Genomic DNA, 22,249 nt, shown 5'->3' with positions numbered 1-22,249 from the left:
AAAATACCAAAAATTTCACTCTTGTCAACTAAAGCAAGTTTCTAAAATCGGCATTGACTAGTGGATATGCACCAGCAGCAATTAGCTCGTTAGGCCCTTCAGACAAGGGACTTGAGACTGGTCCAGGAACTGCAAAAATATTTCGATTTTCTTCTAAAGCAATATTTGCAGTTATTAAAGAACCAGATCTTTTTCTAGCTTCAGTGACAATAATATTTTTACTTAAACCCGCCAGGATACGATTTCGTTCAGGAAAACGATAAGGACGCGGCGGTGTATCTGGCAAATATTCACTAATTAATAAGCCTTTAGCCACAATTTCTTCTTGCAGCTCCTTGTTTTCTTGCGGATAAAAATGATTCAACCCGTTCCCAACCACAGCAATTGTTTTACCGTGATTCTTTAAGGTTTCTTGATGGACAATTCCATCAACTCCGCGAGCTAGACCGCTAGCAATTACAAAATCTTGTTCTATTAGCTGCGGAATTAACTGCTTTAAAACAAACCGGCTGTAATTTGTCGGCTGTCTTGCGCCAACTATAGTCGTAATTTCTTTTTTAAGCAAGGATAAATCTCCCCTAGCAAAAAGAATTGTCGGCGCATTATACATCTCACGGAGTTCGTCTGGATAAATCGAATCAAAGATAGTAACTACATCACACTGTAATTCAATTCTCTCAATCCAAGAATTAAACTTATCATTTTTCATCGCAGCTAAAACAAGATTTTGGATATTTGATTTTAATGATAAACTTTCTATTTTGTCAACTGTTACTTCTTCGCCAGCAGTAAAATTTTCAGCTATTTTACCCAAAGTTGCAGTACCGACGCCATGTTGCAATTTTAATCTTAAGCAAAATTCTTTTAAATTCATAAAATAAAACCTCCACTATCAAGTACGCAAAAGTGAAGGTTTATTTTTTATTTATTTTTCGTATTCGCTAACTGGTGCAAAAGATCGCCGGTGAATTGGCGTTGGACCGTACTTTTTCAAAGCTTCCATGTGCTCACGCGTTCCATATCCTGCATTATGCTTAAAGTCGTATTCTGGGTAAACCTCGCCATAAGCATCCATTAAATTGTCACGAAAAACTTTGGCTACAATACTAGCAGCTGCAATTGAATTAGACTTAGCATCCCCGTGAATTAATTTAACTTGTGGAATATTTAAAGGCACATTCATTGCATCAACTAATAAAGCATCTGGCTTTACTTTTAAGCCTTGAACTGCATGCGCCATTGCCAGGCGGTCAGCTTCATAAATATTAATCCGATCAATGACATCATTATTAGCTAAACCGACGCTAACGCTGACTGCTTTGGCTAAAATTTTAGGAAACAGTTCCTTTCTTTTTTTAGGAGATAGTTTCTTTGAATCGTTAACATCAATCAAATCAAAATTATGCGGCAAAATAACAGCAGCTGTAACTACAGGACCAGCAAGTGGTCCTCTTCCTACTTCATCTACTCCAGCAACGAGCTGACTTTTTTGCCAAAATTTTTTCTCATAAGAAAAACGATCTTGAAATTGGGCAACTGCTTGCGCACGTTTAGCTTGTCTTTTTTCATAGCTAATTAAGAGCTTTTGGACGCCCTTTCTTTCATCAGCGCGTAATTCTTCTAATTGTTCACTACTTACTTCTCCTTGAAGCAAGTTTCTTATTTCAGTAATGGTCATCTAAGATCAAACGTAATCCTTCCCAATTTTCCTTTACGTAAACGTTGAAGCATAAAGAGTGAAAACTTATCATAATCATCCCGCATGCCATATTTGTTAGTCATAGCTAGTAATAAATCCGGATTAGACATATTTTCAAGCTCTTCATTTGTTGCTTGGGCAAATTTGGTAAGATCTTTTTTATAGTTTTGCTTCAAAAATTCAATCACAAATAAGGCAACATCATCAGGATGGAAAACATCGGCCTTAATTGCGCCACAAGCTGCTAACTTATAGCCTACTTCTTGATCAGAAAACTTGGGCCACAAAATACCGGGTGTATCTAAAATTTGAACATTCGTCTTGGTCTTTAACCAGCTTTGTCCACGCGTTACACCTGGCTTATCTCCTACGATTGCGGCATTTCTTCCAACCATTCGATTGATAATCGTTGATTTTCCGCAATTTGGAATTCCAGCAATTGCTACACGAATCATTGGGTTAGAAGCACCCTTTGCAATCAGCTTCTCTGTCTTTTTCTTACCAGCTAATTTAATAATCTTAAACAAACTCGTCATATTGGTATTATGCTGAGCATCCATTGAGATAACAAAATTGCCTTCATCTTGAAAATAACGAGTCCACTTTTTAGTTTGAATTGGATCAGCCAAATCAGACTTGTTCAAGATAATAATATGAGGTTTCTTCTTGGTTAACTGTCCAATCATTGGATTACGGGAAGAAACTGGAAGGCGCGCATCTAAAACTTCAATTAAGACGTCAATCAAATCTAAATTATCTTCAAGTTGATTTTTAGCCTTATTCATATGTCCTGGATACCACTGAATAGTTGCCATTTTTAGTCCTCCATATCCTTTAGATTTAAACTCAACGCTTTCTTTAAGGCAGGATTATCATCTTGCAATTTTTGAGCGACTGCTAAATAAAGTTGAGCTTGTACTTGCCCATTTACTATACCATCTGTTGTCAAGTCATGTTCTTTTTGAAATTTAATTACAGCATTCTTGGTTTCATCATCAAAAACTCCAGTAACATGCTTTGGTAAATAGCCTAAGGCAGTTAAGTATTGCTGCAAGGTAGCAACATCAACACCAGTCATTGATCTTTTCAAAATACTCATACTTTGGAATTGTGGCAATTTTGCTAAAGGCGATTCAGAAACTGGATAAGTTGGTTTAAGTCCCTTCTGATTGATCCAGGTTCCATTTGGCGTCAACCATTTAGCAACGGTATATTTATACTCTGAATCCTCAGTTTGTCCAACTTGTTGAACAGTTCCTTTACCATAACTTGTCTGACCAACTGAGACACCGCAATGGTTTTGCACTAAAGCAGCTGTAAATATTTCACTCGCACTAGCCGTATTTCCATTAATCAAAATAATTGGCTTGAGTGAAGTATGAAAGCCTCCTGAAAGTTTCTTATCAGAGCGAATCACTTCTTTTTCTTTGCGATCCTTGTACTGCATAATAATCTTGTTATTTGGCAAGAAATAAGAAGCCGACTTTAAGGCCGCATTCATTTCGCCACCCGGATTATCCTGTAAATCAATAATTAACTTAGGATACTTTTTAGTATTAATTGACTTTAAAGCAACCTTCAAGTCTTTAGCAGTATTCACGTCAAACTGGGTAATTGTAATAATTGTCGCATTACCTTCTGTGCGCTTAGTTAGACTCGATTGTGAAATTTTAGCGCGCTTTAAAGTAACACTAAAGGTTGAATTAGCACGCTTTAGTTTCAGTGTTACCTTGGTGCCAACCTTTCCCCTAACTAAAGAGGCAACTTTAGTGAACTGAGCCGCGCTGACTTTTTTATTATCAACAGCCACAATCTCATCGCCAGGCTTAATAGTACTCTTTGAAGCTGGAGAATTGGCAACAATAGAGTCCACAACAACTTTATTGTTGCGTACTGCCATCTGAATACCAACTCCGCCAAAAGTCGAGCCTTCTAAAATATTATTAACTTGCTCTTGATTAGCACCACTTAATCCTTCTGAAAAGGGATCATTAAGACTATCAAGCATCCCGTTAATTGCCCCTTGGCGCAATGTTTGCGATGAAACTTTTTTATAATATGAACCTTGTAATTGCTCATACACTTTTTCAACTTGATAAAAAGGCGACTTTAATTCCTTAACTTCCATAATTCCAAAGGTCAAACCTGCACCAATTGCCGCACCAGCTATACCAGTTAACAAAAATTGAGCATATTTGGGAAGATGTTTCTTTTTATTTTTTGTAGTCTTCTTTTGATGAGAATTATTGGGTTCTACTTCTGCCATATTAGCCTCAGTTCATATTGTCTAAATATAATTGATATGCCTTGTCAAAAACACTCATGCTTGGTAAATAGCCAGCATTTAATTCTAAATAGTCTGATAATTTTTCATAGTCTTCTTCTTGTTTTGGAAAAGAACTATCATGTTGAGCATTATTAGCAAATTGAGCAATATCATCTGCTGATCCTGGATTTCTTTGCGTCATTAAAAAGCGATAAAAGCTTTCACGATAAGCCATTAATAGTCCTCCATTGTATAGAATACTGCATATGCTCCGCTGCCTGCGTGAGTTGAAATAATCGGACTAGTTACTCGGGTTAAGACTTTGATATCTGGATTGATCTCCTTAATCTTTTCAGTCCAAACTTTCATATCTTCAGGCGTATCGACATAAGAAATTGCTACTTCTTTAATTTCATGCTTGTGTTCTTCAATATCTTTTAAAACACGTTTATCGCAATTTTTAGAAAACTTCTTACCGCGTCCTTTTTTAGCAACTTCTAGATGACCACCAGGCATGTGCAATTCAATTCTGATATTTAATAAGGTAGCAATCTTACCTGCAAGCGGGCCAAGACGACCCCCCTTAATTAAATTATTGAGGTTAACAACCATCATATAGAGTTTTTGTTGCTCTTTAAGTCGCTCAACGTGGGCAACAATTTCTTCAAGACTCTTACCCTCTTGCGCATCTTTAGCTGCAGCTAATACTTGGTATGCTTCTGCGCGGTCTGTTAAGTCAGAATCAATTAAAGTTACTTCTTTACTCTTACCAATTAAGTCAGCAGCTTGTCTAGCAGCTTCAATTGTCCCACTTAAAGAGCGAGCAAGAAAAATGCCGACGACTTGACTGCCATCATCAGTCAAATCCTTAAATACTTTTTCAAAAACTCCAATTGATGGTTGACTTGTCTTAGGCAATTCTTTTGATGTATCCATCTTTTTCACAAATTCTTCGCGGCTAATGTCAACACCATCTGTATAAGTTTGACCATCAATGGTAATGGTTAATGGAACCACAGTAATGTCATATTTATCAATTTCTTCAGGAGTTAATTGAACTGAGGAATCAGTTACTACTTTAATCTTAGCCATGCTAGCTCCTATCCCCTATTCTTCTTTAATTATTATTCTATGTTAGAATTTATTAAGTACAACCTCAAGTATATCAAAAATACAAAAATGAGTTAAAATTTATTAAATAGATTATAAAAGTATATAAGGCGGAATCAATGAATGTCTTTTAAACAATTGTGGCAAGAGCCCAAAAATCGATCAAAAACATACAACATTTTAAATAATATTTTTAGTGCTATTACTCACGGAATTGGTTTTTGCCTAGCAGTAGCTGGATTAGTAATTTTAATTGTAAAAGCTGCCCATACAGGAAGTGCAGTAAGAGTAACTGCCTTTACTCTTTATGGCTCAAGCTTGATTATTCTCTATCTCTTTTCAACGCTCTATCACAGTTTGATTTTTACTAGGGCTAGACGAGTTTTCCAGATATTTGATCATTCTTCAATTTTCATTTTAATTACTGGAACTTATACGCCCTATACTCTTGTTGCAATCGGCGGAGCTAAAGGATGGGTAATGTTTAGTATTATTCTAGCTTTGGCAATTTTCGGTATCTTGTTTTATATTTTCAACCAAGGAAAGCATGTCGTCTTAGATACGATTTTGTACGTATTAATGGGCTGGATTGTAATTATTGCTTCTAGCACCCTTTATCCAGTTCTTGGGCCAACTGGCTTTTGGCTCCTAGTTTGGGGCGGAATTACTTATACTGTCGGCGCCATTTTATTTTCAATGCGCGGAGTTCCTTATATCCATGTTATCTGGCATATGTTTGTTTTATTAGGATCAATCCTGATGTATTTTTCAATTTTATTTTACGTTTAAAAAAAGGCAAGTAGTGATCTTTAGTTTCACTACTCGCCTTTTTGCTAGCTATTTTAATTATTTAAAGAAAGAAATTCAGTAATTGCTGCTTCGTTGTTGCTAATTACTCCTTCAAGAACTGCCTTTTTAATTTCTTCTAGTAAAAGTCCCACTCTTGGTCCAGCAGGAACACCATTTTTTAATAAAAAGTGTCCATCAATCACTAAATCGTGATTATTTTTAATTGGCAAAGCTTCATAACGATCAACTAAAGCACTACCGTTAATTGGCTGACCTAAAATATGTGCTAAATCAATGGTCGAAGCAATAGTTTCTAAACCTGCTTGATATAAATCATAGTTACTTGGAGCTCGTGAACTAACCAAGTCAAAGAAAGTGACTATATCAGCGACTTGACGCTCCATTGCATTAGAATTCTTCCACATTCGCATAAAAGAAGGAATCTTTTCATTTGGTAATTTTAGTAAAATAATCATCAAAGCCCATAGATTAGCTTCAGTAGTAGGACTAAAATTAAGTTGAGGATAAAGAGCTAAATTATCTTTTTTACCTTTAAAACCCGGAACTTCTTCAGATAAACCGGTGTCTAAGAAGATCTGAAAGGCTTTTTGACTACCAGGGGCAATCCCCATTTTGACAAACTCGTCGCGAATTCGCTCAACAGAAATCTTACTGAGCAGTTCATGATTGTCACTAATTGCCCGTTCAGTTTCTGGTTCAAGCGTAAATTGCAGTTGACTCATAAAACGAACTGCCCGCATCATCCGTAAGGCATCCTCGTGGAAGCGATTCTCAGCTTTACCAACTGCGCGAATCAAATGCTTATCTAAGTCGCCCAAGCCATCGAAGTGATCAATGACATTGCCATCAACGCCCATAGCTAAAGCGTTAATCGTAAAGTCTCTTCGCTTCAAGTCTTCTGACAAGTTCTGCACAAAAGTCACATGATCAGGCCTGCGGAAGTCTTGGTATCCTGATTCCGTTCTAAAAGTTGTAATTTCATAACTTTCACCTTCATAAAGAACTGTCACTGTTCCATGCTTGATTCCCGTATCAATTGTCTTTTTGAAAATTTGCTTAATTTCCATCGGATAAGCACTCGTGGCTATATCAACATCATGAATATGACGATTTAAGAGTAAGTCTCTAACACTGCCTCCAACAAAATAAGCCTCATAACCCGCTTCATTAATTCGTTTTAAAACTGGAAGCGCGGCGGTAAAAACTTCCGGTAAATTGGTAATTTTCATATATTCCCTATTCCCCTTATTTATTCCTTAGTTTTGTAAGAAAGAAGGAAGTAACATGACTAAGATTTTCAATAAACAACTCTTTAAGCAATTATTTTTTATCACTCTTGGTTGTAGTATTTATGCTTTTAGCTTAGATGCCATCAGCATCCCTAACAAACTAGCTGATGGTGGAATAAGTGGTATTGCGCTTTTACTTAGATATTGGTTCCATATTAATCCTGGTCTATCAACGTTACTTCTAAATATCCCTTTAATTATAATCGGATATCGTTTTATGGGCAAACGGCTACTTGCCTTGACCATTTGGGGTACGCTTTGTTTATCCTTCTTTTTATCATTTTGGTTACACATTCCTATTATAAACCAATTAAATTTAGAACATGATCTTTTTATTGCCGGTGTCTTAGCAGGACTTTTTTCTGGCTTTGGCATCGGAATTGTCTTTAAATATGGCGGCACCACTGGTGGAACAGACATTATTGCTAGGATATTAGATTTAAAATTAGGTATACCTGTTGGTAAGTCGCTTCTTGCGTTAGATGCATTTGTTTTGACAATTTCCTTAACTTACTTAGATATCAAGCACATGATCTACACCTTACTGGCTAGCTTTGTTTTATCCCGGATCACGGACTCAATTCAAGCCGGTGCTTACGCAGCTCGCGGACTCTTTATTATTTCTGATAAGTATGAACAAATTGCTAAGATGATTGATGTGCAGCTAGACCGTGGCTATACATTTTTAAATGCTGAAGGCGGCTATGATCGCTCCGATAAGAAAATGATTTATTGTGTAGTTTCTCCTCGAGAAATTAGCCAAGTCAAAGAACTAATTTTGCGTGAAGATCCCAATGCCTTTGTTTCTGTAGTTGATGTTCATGAAGCATTAGGTCAAGGCTTTACTTACGAAAGAAAAAAGAGACATATTTTCTTTAGAAGATAATTAGGAAAGAAACTAGTCGTTTTGATTAGTTCCTTTTTTTGTACTTAAGCATAAATTCATGCATCGCATTCATTGGAAAAAATAGCGAATTATCTTCACGTATAGAATTAGAATCAGCTATTTTACTGTCTAAATAGGTAATATATTTTGCATTAGCCCCTCTATATTCATCCGTATCTTTATAAATTATTTCAAAATATAATTTATCTTTTAATCTATTATCTACTTCATAATAAGATGCTATTGCGTCCTCACCAACTCCTATTCTATTGGTGGACCAATCTTCATTTGTTCCAAGGTGAATCCCTATCGCCCAAGCTTTATTTTTCCAATTCCATATTCCACGCTCAAACCATTCATCACCATTCGCTTCATCAAAATTATCAATTATATCTTGATCGTTTTTTAGGCACAGATAATTATATTTAAAAATATCAGGGAGAGATGGAATAATTATTAATGCTTTTTCCATCACATACTGTGATCCTTCATTAATAAGTTTACTATTCTCGTTTCTAGTTACGTCTAGAACATTAAAATCTATTTTTCTTTTATCTGCTTCGAGCCAAAAATTGACACCGACTAAATTTATTTCTTTCATATTGCTTTATTAAAATCCTATTTTATTTACTAAATGTAAGTAGCGATTTGGAGTTAACTCCAAACTTTTTCTTATTTATATATTTTTAGAATATACTTAATCATTTCGACTAAACTCTTGCGAGAGTTAAAATAAGAATCCTATGATATCAATAGGTTTTTATACTTCAAAAAGCAAAAATTTATTTTTCAATCTATTTGCGGTTAAAAAACGGTCGAAAAGCTTTTCGACCGTTTTTATTGCGCGCGTAAAATTGTTAAAGAACTACTAATTGATAAAAATAAGGCAAAATTTATCTTGAATGCCGTCCTTTTCCACCAAAAATCTTTCGCCGAAATTTTTTAGGGATGAAAACATTGCACCAACAAGTACTATTCCGGCAAGCCCACCTATTATCCAAGGACTATGTTTTTCAGCCTTATCTTTATCGATTTCATTTTTATTAACTATTTTTAATTTTTTATAGCTGCTTTTGCTCTTGGAAGATTTTGAACTACTTGTAAAAGTACCTGAATTTTCTATTTTTGAAGAACTTACACCATTTGTATCTTCACTATCAATATCTTTATCTTCTATCTCACTATCTTCAATAGAAGACTGCATTTTTCGTTTCATCTCATCCCTTGAAGGCATACGATTCTTCTTTATCCACTCATCTACTGTCATTGTTGCATGAAACATATTATCATCATCGTAATATCCTGGAGCTATATATCCATCAGGCGTTCCATGATAAGCCTTATATTCCATCAAAGTAGTATTGATAATTCCTTGTTGCCTTGGATCTCCCCAACCAAAATTGTTCTTTGAACGTTCTTTAAAAGCTTCTGCATCCCAATATCCAGCTTTAAGATAAACAACTCCACTTTTATTATTCGGATCAACTTCCAGGTCGCGTCCTCCCCATGGATTACCTGCAATTTCGAGCTTACCAATTTTTTCCGGCAAATGTCCCATATAAAAGAATTTTTTCTCTGGTACTCCATTAACTACTTTTACTGTATCAGCCTTAATTATCTTTAAAACCTTACCAGTATCTTGTTCAACGCATTGCCAATATAAAGTTTGTGTAGTTACTTCTTCATTTTCACTCTGCTGCTGGACATTTTGATCAGCAAAAACAACTTGATTAGGGGCAAAAATAACTTAACAAGTTGAAACTATCATTATACTAGCTACTTTAGGTATCTTTTTATTCTTCATTACATCTCCTCAATCATTTTTTGATAATACCATTCTCTCATATCTATTTTAGACATCTCAACAAAAAACGGTCGAAAAGCTTTTCGACCGTTTTTACAACCGCATTGCGGTTGTAAATTATTTTATTCCTTCACATTCTTCAAGGCCTTGCGGACGGCTTCGCTGATTGCCCGACTTGTAGCAGATGCACCAGAAACTGCATCAACATCTGGAGTATTTTCTTTAACAATACGCTCTGGAATGACCTTTAGTGCTTGCTTGCCGACATCTTCACTTTCGTGATCCTGTACAATCTCGACATTTTTAATCCCGTTATCATAAGTAACGCGTACAACAAGCTTGCCGCCAATACCAGCATTAGACTCGCCAATATATTGATCTTTATCAAGCTTAATGTCCTTGACCTTGTCACCATCTGCTAATTCATTAATGCCGTTGTACTTGTCAGAAGCTTCATCCGTAACCTCATCAGTAACATTAGCTGCTTGCTCGCCTGCAATCTTACCAAAAATCAAACACTCAGCTAAGTTACCACCGCCTTGATATTGGTTTGCGTTAATACCACCTAATTCACCAGCACCATACAAGTGCGGAATAGGCTTATCATTAACATCCAGAATTTCAGCTTTAGTGTTTCTTTCCGGTCCACCCTGCGTATTCAAAACATTGTAAGCCATCTTAATTGCATAAAATGGACCATCTTCCGCAAATTTAGCCATTGACTTAACATCTCGACCAAATTGATCATCGTGACCATTTTCTACAAAACGGTTGAACATCTCAACTTGTTCCTTTAAGCCGTTTGCATCAACACCAGTCTTTTCAGCTAGCTCTTCAAGCGTATCAGCCTTAATCAATTTTTCATTAAATTTATCATATGGAATCTGCCCTGCTTCAATGGTTTCATATTGTTTTTGATCAAAAATAATATATGGTTTCTCATGGCTACGTGGAACGCGCCAAATACCATGATCAAAAATGTGTCCGTGACGGTTTGGACCAGCTTCGTTAAAGTACCGCTTACCATCATCCGCCACCATAAAGACGCTACCGTGGTTAAGCTCTGGCCAGCTGAGAACTAACTTAGATCTCTTGCCTTCTGGTGTATCAAATGATAAACCATGCAGTAAACCAAGAGATTCGTAATTATACATGTGCCACATCTTAGCGCCGACTTCTTGCGCCATCGAAATACCGTCACCCTTATTGTAAATAGTACCTAATGGAGTAAGTTTAGGTGCAGCTAAGTAGTTTTGAATCATTTCCTTGTTATTTTCAAAACCGCCCGTTGTCAAAATGACTCCTCGTCTAGCCAAGACATTGATCTTCTGGCCTAATTTTTCAATCTGAACACCCTTGATTACTTTAGAAACTGGATCTTGAATCAAGTGGGTAGCCCGTGCCTCATACCAGACATCAATCTTGTCTTTGCGGTCTAGAATTTTTTGTCTTAAAAGTTTCCAAAGTGCTGCGTCGAACCAACCATTGTGAACCAAGGTATAGTCATAAGTCTCATGTCCCTTTAGTTCAGGATATTCTTGAGTAACTCCAACACGGTATTCCTTTGGTATCTTGCTAAAGTCATTGATAAAACTAACTGGTTCAACGCCCAAGTACTTCTTTACATATTCCCGCATGTTGCACATTCCGCGAACATAGGTCTCAACCATATCCTCTGGCAAATCCATCGGACGCGTTAAGCCAAGATAGTATTCCTTTAACTTGTCATAGTCGGTTCCAGTCCCAAGAAGCTGGGCAGAATACCTAGTGTTACCACCTTCATGACCGTAAGGAGCAACATCAGCAATTAATACTTTAGCGCCATTGTCAGCTGCAAATCTAGCAGCAGTTGCACCTGCTCCACCAAAGCCTAAAACAACAACATCATAATTTGCTTTCCAGTCAATAACTGGAGCTTTTGTTTCTTGTTCCATATTTATTTCCTCGTCTTTTTGTTATCGCTTACAAGAAATATTATAGGCTTTGATAAGAACTTTGTATAATAATTAGCAGTGTTAAGTTATGGTTGTGTTATTTAATTTAGGGTAAAAATAAGCTACCTGCCGTGGTTTTGGAAAGTAGCTTGATTGTTCTTATTGTTTTCTAACGGAAATAGTGAAATCTTTTTCTGAAATATTATAAAATTTAAATAATAGTTTAAGTTCTTTTAAAATATTTACTGCTGACAAATGAGTATATAAGTATATTCCATCTCTTATTTCACTAATTCCAGATTGATTAGAAGATGGAAGCCTTCCAATGAGGGGATTTTGAACAGAAATATCTCTTTCACTAAATCGAAAACCTATTAAACTATCTAAAATTTTAGGATTATCTTGATCCAATAATTGTACTACTTCTATTAATAATTGTTTAAAAGTTTTGGCCGTATAATTTGCGCCTTGTAAAGTAAATGACACAGGCTTTCTACCTTTAATTCTCTGAAGATCTGATAATGAAAGCTTATCTACTAATTCAAATTCAATAGACGGATCTGTAATACGCGATAAATAATACTTATTTAAGAGAATTCTACTTAATCGTATTGCACGTTTCTTAATATTATTTATGGTCCAACTGTCTTGATTTATCACATCCTGATTTAAAATTTGAATTTTTGAATTCTCCTTGATTAATTTCTTTTTCTCTTTAAAGCTTTTATTAGATAATTCTGAATTATATCCTGTAATAGACAAGTTTCCTAATGTATGAACATATTTATCATGTTCTTCGTCAGAAATAATCTGTTTCCAACTATTACTTAATGTTTGTGGCATGATATGTTCAATAGTCAAATTATCAGTATCAATTTTTTCTTTGAAGTCATTATTTTCAATATCCAGCATTAACAATCTACATAATTCTTTATTTTGATACAAATTTTCATGTTCTAATGCATACTTTACATTTTCATCATTTGGAATTTCATCTTTATTCTTTTGACTAAACAAATATTTATTAATTGACTCATAATATTTATTTTTATTATTAGTAACCTTAAACACACGAACATAAAGATAAGCAAATAAAGTATTTAAGGAATTAGTTGGAACATTACAAATTGATCTTCTTATTAAGTAAATTGTAATTAAAGATAAAACTTTAGATAAAGTTTCCTCATCAATAATCTTATTTTCATAATCTTTAAATACATGCATTAAAAATGGATAGCATGTAGATTGCTTAAGTTGTTTTAAATCTAGCAAATACCCTTTTATTTTATCATTATAATTAGAATTATTCGGGTACAAAAAAGTGGCATAAATATTAGCATACATATTCAATTCTTTTAACTGAGACTCATGAGTAAAATTATTTACTCTAAAAAGATTTATAAAAGATGAATAAACTTTTCTTTCTGTAATAGTTGAATTGGACTTGGTAATAACATATTGTCTGAAAAACAAATCTAAAGTTTCATTGTTATTATTTTTTCTTAATTTATTTTCAATTGGAAGCCAATATTCTTCAAAGAGTTTATCTTGATCTTGATCACCCATTAAAAGGAAATTTCTAATTAAATCTGTATTAGTTAGAGCAACCCCTGTAGAATTGATACTCTCAAAAATAATTTGGGGATCATCTTCTCCTGATTTAAGACTAATTCCTACTACTTGTAATTTCTTTAATGCTAGAAGAATTTCAATTGGTTTAATACCATTATTAATCCAATTTGAGAATATATTTTTTGCAATTTTATAATTTTTATAAATATGGCCATTATAATCCATATCATCTAAATTACCATTCAATAGCCGTTCATACTGAATATTGTCAGACTTAATTGGTTTTAGTTTAATTTTATATTCATCTGATGAATACTTATTTGTTAGCAAAGAATCTATCATTTCCAAAACTTGCTGATCACTCTGTACACATAGATCTTTTAATGCTTGTAAAAGTATTGTCAATGTCGTAATGCGTTGCTGCCCATCAATAATTAGAAATTCCGGCATTCCCAAATCATTATTGTCTGATTCCATATAAACAATGGCACCTATAAAATATTGCTGCTTATTTTTGATGACATTTTCAACATCTTCTAATAATCTACGAACATTTCCTTCTGTCCAATCGTAATTTCGTTGATATACAGGGATTTTTAATATCATTTGCGATGTATCAAATAATCTTTGAATGATATTAAAGGTATCAGCTTTCATATATACCTACTCCTTTAACTCACATAATTTTCTCAAATATTAAGCTACAACTACTCCAGCATTACTATTAATTTCATCAATTGCTGTTTTTACTTTCAACCAAATAGTTATATCTGATTCAAAAAGTTCAGAAATCGAACCTTGATTTGTAAATGGAGATTCCTGTAGAACATGCATATCAGTCAGTGTTCCATTCTTAACAATGTACTCGATAATTTCATTTATAAAATAGATTTGTTGCTTATTTAAAGGAACAGTATCTAGGTATTTATTAAAAGCCTTTTTAGCCGCATGCATATCTAATCCAACTATGCTACGTACAAATTCGCCTGGTGCCTTATTACCAATTTCTTTTTGATATTCTTCCTTACTTCCCAGCTTTTGCCATAAAATAGATTCTAATTCTTTTAAATCCTGGCTGCTTAAAGGTTCATTGTCTCTAATCTTCACCATAAGATTTTCACTTTGATGTTGTTTAATATAAAATTCCGCCTTTGCCTTATAGTTCTTTAAAGTATCTGTTTCAAGTTCAGCGTCATGAATAGTCGAATCTAATACAGTGTCAGCAAAATTTGTATAATATACCGTTCCTTTTTTAGGAAGGTACTGAATAAGATCTCTAATACTTTGCCGGATATACTCTAAGTCTTTAACATCAGTAGATTCAACATATTCTGGTTGTAATATTTCTTTAATTAAATCCTTTTTTTCCTTAACTTGTGGAATAGTCATTAAATCAGAGAGTTTAGAAACCTTATTACATAGATCAATTTTTAGCCGCCCATATGATTCTTGTGACATTTTTGCAAGTTCCATTTTATAAACTAAAGCATCAAATCTTAGAGCATTAGGCTCATCATTATCAGGAAGAATCAACGGAGATAATTCCTTCTTAGTATTTACAATATCTTCATAAGTCAAATTATTATAATTTTCAATTTGAGAAAACTTATCAACATAAGCAATATGTTGCTTAACAGCAAAATTATTTCTATTTAATTCTTTAACCTTTTTACATAGATCTTCAACCAATGTTTTACGATATTGATTAAAATCATCTGTTTGATAAGGTTCTTCTTGCAATTTCCGAACTAATTCCATCTTTAAGTTAAATAAAGCACTTTGCAAAGTTTCTTGAACTCCTGCTTCATGTCCTTTTCCCATGCGGAAAAAATGAAAATTATCACAAAAATCAAAAATATAAAATTCTTGCTTATCTTTTCCATCTAGTAAGTGTGGACACAATCGAGTTCCACGTCCGATCATTTGGAAGAATTTTGCTTTACTCATTACTTTTTTGAAAAATACCAAGTTTAAGCATTCAGGTACATCAATTCCAGTATCCAACATATCAACTGAAACAGCTATTTGTGGTAACTTATCTGGATCTGAAAATTCATCAATTGCACTTTGAGAATAGTTAGTATAATTATCGATTACGGTTGCATATGGTTGTCCATGAGTATTTCTACTAAATTGAGGATACTCTTCATTGAAAACTTTTAGGATTTCTTCCGCATGACGATGATTTTTAGCAAAAATAATAGTTTTCCCTATTTTTTCGCCATAATCAATTTTTAGGCCCTGATTCATCAAAATATTCAAAACTTTACGAATTGTATCTTTATTAAACAACCATTTATTCAACTTTCCTGAGTCTATCTTCTTTGGTAAATCACCATCTTCATCAGTGAAAGTTTCTTCATATTCTTCTTTCTCTTGAGTACTTAGATCATCGTAATTAATACCATTTTCCATAAACTTTAAATGAGTTTCGATAGATTTGTATGGCACTAAGTAGCCATCATCAACTGCTTGTGCCAGATCATAGCCATAAGTCGGAACACCATCTTCTAGATTAAAAATCGAATATGTATTTTTATCAATATCATCTTTAGGGGTTGCGGTCAGACCAACCAATGGAGCATCAAAATAAGTGAATATATTCCGATATTTGTTATAAATTGACCTATGAGCTTCATCGACAATAATCAGATCAAAATGTCCCGCAGTATATAACTTCTTTTTATCGTCATCTGTTGCAGTATCGATAACATTCATCATCGTAGCATAGGTAGAAAATACACATCGCGCATTATAATTTGACTTATCTTCGACTAAGTTAGTTGAAGATAAGTCTGGTAACAAGTTTACAAAGCTCCTTTTAGCCTGTGTTACTAGTGCATCCCTATCAGCCAAAAATAAGACATGTTTAATCCAACCAGCATTCAAAAGAACCTTAACCAAGCCCACTGCAGTTCTAGTTTTACCTGATCCCGTTGCCATGACTAATAACGCTTTGCGTCTATTTTCCTTTGAAAAACTTTCACACACTGCCTGAATAGCAGCTTTTTGGTAATACCGACCAGCAATATTATCATCAACTATGATATTAGTTAATGGCTGACGCACTTTTTGTAAATTAAATAATTTTTCTAAATCACGCTTAGAATAAATAGATGAAACTTGTCTTTCGGGATATTGATTATCAATAATTCTCGTTTCAAAACCATTACTTAAAAATACAACTGGTCTACGTCCATATTTTTTCTCTAGTAAATCAGCATATAGTTTTGCTTGCTGACGACCAACAGCAACATCTTTGCATGTTTTCTTGGCTTCAATAAGTGCAAGAGGTTGGTGTGCATCATCATATAGAACATAATCAGCGTATCCTATTCCTGCTTTATTAGGCATTCCTTTAAGTTCTACTTCGTTTAACCAATTTTGTCCTTCAACCCAACCAGCTTCTGCTAGCATAGCATCAATGTAGATTTTCCTGGTTTTAAATTCTGATATTCCAAAAGGCTTGGGATTATAGCTATCTTCCTGTGCCTTTCTTTGCGCAGTCATAGATTCCTGCAAAGATTTGTTCTTCTTCGTCAGTTTATCAAGAGAAAACGTAGCCTTTTCGGCTGACACTACTTTTGGAATAAATTCCAAACGATATTTTCCAACAAGAGATTTATCAAAATCTTTCTTTTGATAATTACTACCATAGCAATAATCAAGCATGTCAAAAAAACTAAATAAAGCCTTTAAACATAAAACAGCTTCATCTAGAGATACTTTTCGATTAGTATGTACTGCCACGTTTCCTAATCGGCGAATCAGATCCAAACCTTGCCAAGTATTAGGATCAACAATATCCTTAAAGTCTAAGGTGTTTATCAAGGTTACCAATTTATCTTGGTATGGCGTTCTTAAATCTTTATCAACCGAATACATCCACTTAACTGCCAATTCCATTGCACGGCGGCAGTCAATAACCGATGTTGCAGGATCAATAACAGCTACTTTCTCAGCAGCTATTGCAATTTCCACGAAATCTTTAAATTGTGGTTCTTCTAATAAATAATCAAAGTTAGTCACGGATAGCATCTCCTAATTGACTGAGAATTTTGCTTGAGAGCGTTTTATTCAAGTATACTATATTTTCAAATTTTGATTTGTCGACTTGATGGACGAAGTTTGCGAATTCGTTTTGGAGTGAGAGAGGTGGAATATTAATATTTAAGGGATTAATATCTTTGTTATTAATCTGAGGAACAGACGAACCATTATTTAGAGTATTTAAATCAACCATATTAAAATATTCAAATAAATAATAAGAGCTTATTCTAGTATTATCTGGTATAACTCCCATAATATTTAAATCAGCGCAAATTGGAACTTTTGTTAATCTTTTTTTATTTGTCCCAATTGCTCCACCTCTCTTCGGAAAAATAACTGTTCCAACTGGAAAAATACTTTTATTTGCTGTCTTATCTGATACAAATCGAGTTGAAGTAGTTATATAAGTCGTATTTTCTAAACTATTCATATCCTTAACTTTAACATAAGGAATATTTCCGCCTTCATTTTCAATATTACGAGGTAATGTCTTTCCACTTTTTAGAGTACAGCATTTTTCAATAGTACTTTTTTTCCACTTGGATTTACTATCTTGCGGGTCTCCAAACATCTCGACAAATCGGGCTTTGATTAGTTCATCGAACTTATCTAATTCTTGAGATTTCATTTTAATAATGTACTCTAATTTATCAAGAATATTAACAATATCGTTTTGTCTATTTTTATCTGGATAATTTATAGTTATTTCTTTAAGCCATTTAAAATGTCGATTATAGCCTGTATTTGGAATGTGTGCATTCTTTAAAGCATAGTATAAATACCTATAATTGGCATTTTTATCAGTACATTTCAACACTTTTACTCCATCTGCTCCTAAGAAAAATGGAGTATCAACATATTTAATTATCCTTGTATGGTCACCAAAAACGATAGCTGGAATTTTTTTAAATATACCATCTTCGCAATTTGTATAACCCGCAATAATATCTTGTCCTTGATCTATTATTATATTTTTTCCATGAGTTAAATATTCTTCTTTAGGAATTTTAGTACCCTGCCTAGTTACATCTTTAAATAAAGTTGTAAACTTCTGAATCAACACTGCACCCTACAAACCTGAATTTGCTAGGATATGTATTTTCTATGAGCTGCTTTTACATTATTTTGATTAACAATTGCATATTGCATTGTCGTGTCTATCTGAGAATGTCCTAAAATTTTTTGTACTTGCTCAATTGGCATGCCTTTATCAATAGCTCTAGTAGCCATACTCCGTCTAAATTTATGAGGATGAATTCTATCTAAATGTAGTTTTCTTCCAAGTTGTCGTAACCTAATCTCTACCCCACTAATTTTCAATCTGTCATTTGGCTTGTCTAAAGAAACAAAAAGAGCTGGATTATCGTCCTCTCTACTTCTTAGATAGTTAATAAGATGTACTTTTGACTTGGCATCAAAATATACTCGTCTTTCTTTATCTCCTTTTCCAAATACCACACATTCACGTTCAGAAAAATTAATATCATTTCTATTAAGTCGAACAAGTTCACCTACTCTAATACCCGTTGAATACAATAAATCAATCATTGCAACATCTCTTAAACAGGAACAGCCATCACGCAGCTTTTCAATATCTTCATCAGTAATTACATTTTTTACCAATTTTTCTGCTCGTATTTTATGAATACGTCGCATAGGACTTTTCAATATATAATCTTCTTCCTCAAGCCATGAGAAAAAACTAGAAATATTACGGCGAATGTTATCAATAGTTGTCTTTCCGCAATTATTGATTTTTTGATACTCAACTAAATATTCACGCATTTCTTCCGTAGTAATTCTACGTATTGGTCGGATTACCTTAGCCAACAACTGTTCAACGGTAACTTTGTAATATTTAATTGTTCTGTCAGAACAACCTTCCATCTTTTTAGCTTCAAGAAATTTAGCCAAGTATTCCTTATTACTAATTTTTCTTTTTCGTGGTTCTCTTTCGACCAAATGTTTTAGCATTACTTCCTGAAGTCGCTTTAATTGTGCTGCATTAAGCACTTCAGCCATTTCATTTATTATTTCAACAAACTTCTCATCCATAGTGAATCTCCCATTTTAGAGTTTTTCACTATTAAACCACTTTTTAGCCAAAATATTCTTGCATTAAGCTATCAAATAATTTTTGTGTCTCATCAAGTGATTTTTGAACTGCAACTTTTGATTTGTCGACTTGTTGGACAAAGTTTGCAAATTCGTTTTGGAGAGAAAGAGGAGGAATATTAACTTTATAATTTTCAAGAAACTTAACTGGCACTCTTTTTTGACCAGCACTCCCAGTCATATTTATCTCAGCTACTTTTCTAAAACTATCAAATGTAGTTAACACATATAGCCAATAAGGATTGGATAAGTTTTCCAGTGGTCGTAAAACATGAAATTCAGTAGAACCAAAACCAATATCATTTTTCAAATTCTGTGCAATTGCTCCCTTGCCATTTTCCATACAAGGTGTGATTTTAGCAAAAAGGACATCATTAGAACTGAAATATGTAAATCCTTTCCTTACTTCTGAGTACAATTTGATATTAGTGGTATCTATATCTCCATTTTCAGATACAGCAGACATTGGGACAAAAGATACTTCTAAATCATTGTTAGTTAGTCTGGGATCTTTTCTCTTATCAGGATTAACTAAGCAAATATCACATAATTTTTTTAAGCTTTTATCTTTATTTTTTATTTCTGGATCTCCAAACATCTCGACAAATCGGGCTTTGATCAGCTCATTTAATTTTTTTAAACTTTCAGTTTTACTTTTTTTAGTTTTATCAATATTTTCCAGAATACTTATAATTTTTTGTTGATTTTGTATTGAAGGGACTCTTATTTTTATCTTTTCAAGTTCACTTTTTCTAACAGACGGTACAGTAGTAGATTCAGAATAATTTTCTAATTTTACAAATTTCATAAAATAAAAAATATATTCAGCTAAAATAGAATCGTTTTTAGGCTTAATCCCTAGCACATTATTGTCAATCAAGCATTCTGTACTAGTAATCATTCTTCTATTTAACTTTAAAGCTTCACCGATTTTCGCAAAAACGATAGTTTTTGGAGGAACAATCTTTCCTTTAAGCGTCTTTACTATTCTCTCATCTACGTAATTATCAGATTTAGTTAAAAAGTTTTTGTTTTCATCCGCACTTTTTGAAATATCTCCAACTTTATAAAAAGGGTATTTTCCTTCTAAGTTACCTTGAAATTTTTTAGGGAACCCCGTCCCACTATAAAATTCACATATTTCTCCTAATAATTTTATTTTTATATCTTCCATACAAACCTGAATTTGTTTTTCCTTTCTAGTCCTTTAAAAGAGCTTTTAACTCTTGTAATGCATCATTTGCTTCTTTATCTAATTTTTCAATTTCAGCAATAATATCCTTAGTTGGCGGATATTCAACTGGTTTATACTCTATTTCTTTGTAACGATTAATTGAAAGATCATAATCATTAGCAACAATATCTTTCTTACCAACCATAAATGACTTTTCAGTCTTTTTACGATCAATTTCTTTGTCTAAATGCTTAAATCGTTCAATAATATCAGGAATATCATTTTCTTTAACAGGTGTTCGTTTGTCATCAAGTGAAAAGCCATCAGCGGTCATATCATAGAACCAAACCTTATCAGTTCCGCCATTACCAGTCTTAGTAAATATCAAAATTGCAGTTGAAACTCCAGCGTATGGTTTAAATACTCCTGAAGGCATTGAAATTACTGCTTCTAAATTATTATCTTCAACCAATACTTTTCTAATTGATTTATGAGCTTTAGATGAACCGAATAAAACTCCATCTGGAACAATACATGCACATCTACCACCTACTCTAAGCATTTTTAAAAATAAGGTTAAAAACAATAATTCTGTTTTCTTTGTTTTACAAGTTTTAAGCAAATCATCTGAAACTGAATCATAGTCTAAACTTCCCTTAAATGGAGGATTAGCCATAATCAAAGAATATTTATCTCTATCATTATTTTGATCAGATAAACTATCTTGATATTCAATTTTAGGATTATCTACTCCATGCGTTAACATGTTCATCGCACCAATACGAAGCATTGTTGGATCTGTATCATAACCAGTAAACAATTGATTATGAAAATAATCTTTACTTTCTTTACTATCATAAATTTCAGCACTTTTTTTAGTTTGCAGATACTCAGCAGCTTCTACTAAAAAGCCTGCCGTACCAGCGGCTGGATCGCAAATACTATCATTAGCTTGTGGATTCATTAATTCAACCATCATCTTAATAATATGACGTGGTGTTCTGAATTGACCATTTCGCCCAGCAGTAGATAACTTTCCTAAGAGATATTCATAAACGTCCCCACGAATATCAGCTCTCTTTGAAACATCTGCATCCATCAAGCGATAAATTTCATCCAACGATTCTACAACTTTAGATAACAACCCTGGTGTTGGTATTAAAAATGTTGCATCTTTCATATGTCGAGCAAAAGAACTATCTTCACCATTTTTCAAGTTTTTAATAAAAGGAAAAACTTCTGTTTGTACTACGGTAAACATCTTTTCTGGTGCAAAGTCTTTAAAAGTAGACCATCTAAGTTCATCGCCATCTACGACTACATCATCATCAATCTGAACTTCGCCATCAAAAATAGATTTATAGTCATTCAATCCTAGAAATGCATTATCTTTTCTTCTTCTATTGTCTGAATCATCTAAATCCTTAATGAACATTAAATATGTAATTTGTTCAATTACGTTCAATGGATTAGTTAATCCACCGGTTGCAAAAGTTTCCCAAAGATTATCAATTTTGCTTTTTAATTCTCCAGCGATCAT

18 protein-coding genes are annotated in these 22,249 nt (G+C 33.6%); 2 read left to right on the top strand and 16 right to left on the bottom strand.

Annotated features, from left to right (window positions below):
- Positions 1-28: 28 nt before the first annotated feature.
- The 6 genes from dprA to LGAS_RS04485 are packed head-to-tail and all read right to left on the bottom strand — an operon-like array spanning position 29 to position 5,057.
- Entirely contained in the window at positions 29-874 is an 846-nt protein-coding gene (gene dprA, locus LGAS_RS04510) for a DNA-processing protein DprA (protein WP_003647375.1), read from the bottom strand.
- A 51-nt stretch (positions 875-925) separates the two neighbouring features.
- Entirely contained in the window at positions 926-1,678 is a 753-nt protein-coding gene (locus LGAS_RS04505; protein ID WP_003647376.1) for a ribonuclease HII, read from the bottom strand.
- Positions 1,675-2,514 (bottom strand): ribosome biogenesis GTPase YlqF, encoded by an 840-nt coding sequence (gene ylqF / locus LGAS_RS04500; protein ID WP_003647377.1) that lies wholly within the window; start codon positions 2,512-2,514, stop codon positions 1,675-1,677. Before ylqF ends, LGAS_RS04505 begins: the two co-directional genes overlap by 4 nt.
- A 2-nt stretch (positions 2,515-2,516) precedes the next feature.
- On the bottom strand, positions 2,517-3,965 hold the full coding sequence (locus LGAS_RS04495; RefSeq protein ID WP_003647378.1) for a S41 family peptidase: 1,449 nt from the start codon (positions 3,963-3,965) through the stop codon (positions 2,517-2,519).
- A 7-nt stretch (positions 3,966-3,972) separates the two neighbouring features.
- Positions 3,973-4,200: a YozE family protein gene (locus tag LGAS_RS04490; RefSeq protein WP_003647379.1), complete on the bottom strand. Its 228-nt coding sequence runs from the start codon at positions 4,198-4,200 to the stop codon at positions 3,973-3,975.
- Positions 4,200-5,057 (bottom strand): DegV family protein, encoded by an 858-nt coding sequence (locus LGAS_RS04485; protein ID WP_003647380.1) that lies wholly within the window; start codon positions 5,055-5,057, stop codon positions 4,200-4,202. Before LGAS_RS04485 ends, LGAS_RS04490 begins: the two co-directional genes overlap by 1 nt.
- 141 nt (positions 5,058-5,198) lie before the next feature.
- Here LGAS_RS04485 and trhA point away from each other — a divergent pair, with 141 nt between their 5' ends.
- The gene (trhA, locus tag LGAS_RS04480; protein ID WP_003647381.1) at positions 5,199-5,864 is read left to right on the top strand and encodes a PAQR family membrane homeostasis protein TrhA; all 666 of its coding nucleotides are present in this window, start codon (positions 5,199-5,201) and stop codon (positions 5,862-5,864) included.
- 53 nt (positions 5,865-5,917) lie between these two features.
- Here the strand turns inward: trhA and LGAS_RS04475 are convergent, their stop codons facing one another.
- Positions 5,918-7,114 (bottom strand): CCA tRNA nucleotidyltransferase, encoded by a 1,197-nt coding sequence (locus LGAS_RS04475; RefSeq protein WP_003647382.1) that lies wholly within the window; start codon positions 7,112-7,114, stop codon positions 5,918-5,920.
- A 55-nt stretch (positions 7,115-7,169) separates the two neighbouring features.
- On the opposite strand from LGAS_RS04475, the gene LGAS_RS04470 reads away from it, so the two are divergent.
- Positions 7,170-8,060, top strand: coding sequence for a YitT family protein (locus LGAS_RS04470; RefSeq protein ID WP_003647383.1), 891 nt, complete (start codon positions 7,170-7,172; stop codon positions 8,058-8,060).
- Positions 8,061-8,085: 25 nt separating this feature from the next.
- On the opposite strand, the gene LGAS_RS04465 is transcribed toward LGAS_RS04470, so the two are convergent.
- From LGAS_RS04465 to LGAS_RS04425, 9 genes are all read right to left on the bottom strand, one after another.
- Positions 8,086-8,661, bottom strand: coding sequence for a hypothetical protein (locus LGAS_RS04465; protein ID WP_003647384.1), 576 nt, complete (start codon positions 8,659-8,661; stop codon positions 8,086-8,088).
- Positions 8,662-8,928: 267 nt separating this feature from the next.
- Positions 8,929-9,618, bottom strand: coding sequence for a hypothetical protein (locus LGAS_RS04460; RefSeq protein ID WP_003647385.1), 690 nt, complete (start codon positions 9,616-9,618; stop codon positions 8,929-8,931).
- Between the two features lie 368 nt (positions 9,619-9,986).
- Complete coding sequence (locus LGAS_RS04455) at positions 9,987-11,798, bottom strand: FAD-binding protein (protein ID WP_003647386.1); 1,812 nt, start codon at positions 11,796-11,798, stop codon at positions 9,987-9,989.
- Between the two features lie 159 nt (positions 11,799-11,957).
- Entirely contained in the window at positions 11,958-14,027 is a 2,070-nt protein-coding gene (locus LGAS_RS04450; protein WP_003647387.1) for a DUF262 domain-containing protein, read from the bottom strand.
- A 39-nt stretch (positions 14,028-14,066) separates the two neighbouring features.
- Positions 14,067-17,408: a DEAD/DEAH box helicase family protein gene (locus LGAS_RS04445; protein WP_003647388.1), complete on the bottom strand. Its 3,342-nt coding sequence runs from the start codon at positions 17,406-17,408 to the stop codon at positions 14,067-14,069.
- The gene (locus LGAS_RS04440; RefSeq protein ID WP_011678885.1) at positions 17,392-18,483 is read right to left on the bottom strand and encodes a restriction endonuclease subunit S; all 1,092 of its coding nucleotides are present in this window, start codon (positions 18,481-18,483) and stop codon (positions 17,392-17,394) included. The genes LGAS_RS04445 and LGAS_RS04440 overlap by 17 nt, the downstream gene beginning before the upstream one ends.
- 23 nt (positions 18,484-18,506) lie before the next feature.
- On the bottom strand, positions 18,507-19,475 hold the full coding sequence (xerA, locus tag LGAS_RS04435; protein ID WP_003652682.1) for a site-specific tyrosine recombinase/integron integrase: 969 nt from the start codon (positions 19,473-19,475) through the stop codon (positions 18,507-18,509).
- 43 nt (positions 19,476-19,518) lie between these two features.
- Positions 19,519-20,709, bottom strand: a complete 1,191-nt coding sequence (locus tag LGAS_RS04430; protein ID WP_003652684.1) for a restriction endonuclease subunit S — start codon at positions 20,707-20,709, stop codon at positions 19,519-19,521.
- Positions 20,710-20,734: 25 nt separating this feature from the next.
- Positions 20,735-22,249, bottom strand: a complete 1,515-nt coding sequence (locus LGAS_RS04425; RefSeq protein WP_003647395.1) for a type I restriction-modification system subunit M — start codon at positions 22,247-22,249, stop codon at positions 20,735-20,737.

Origin of the sequence: Lactobacillus gasseri ATCC 33323 = JCM 1131, assembly GCF_000014425.1 — a bacterium.
In the GTDB taxonomy this organism is placed as follows: Bacteria; Bacillota; Bacilli; order Lactobacillales; family Lactobacillaceae; genus Lactobacillus; species Lactobacillus gasseri.
Note: the sequence above shows the minus strand (reverse complement) of the source record. Positions and strands in the feature narration are given on the sequence as shown.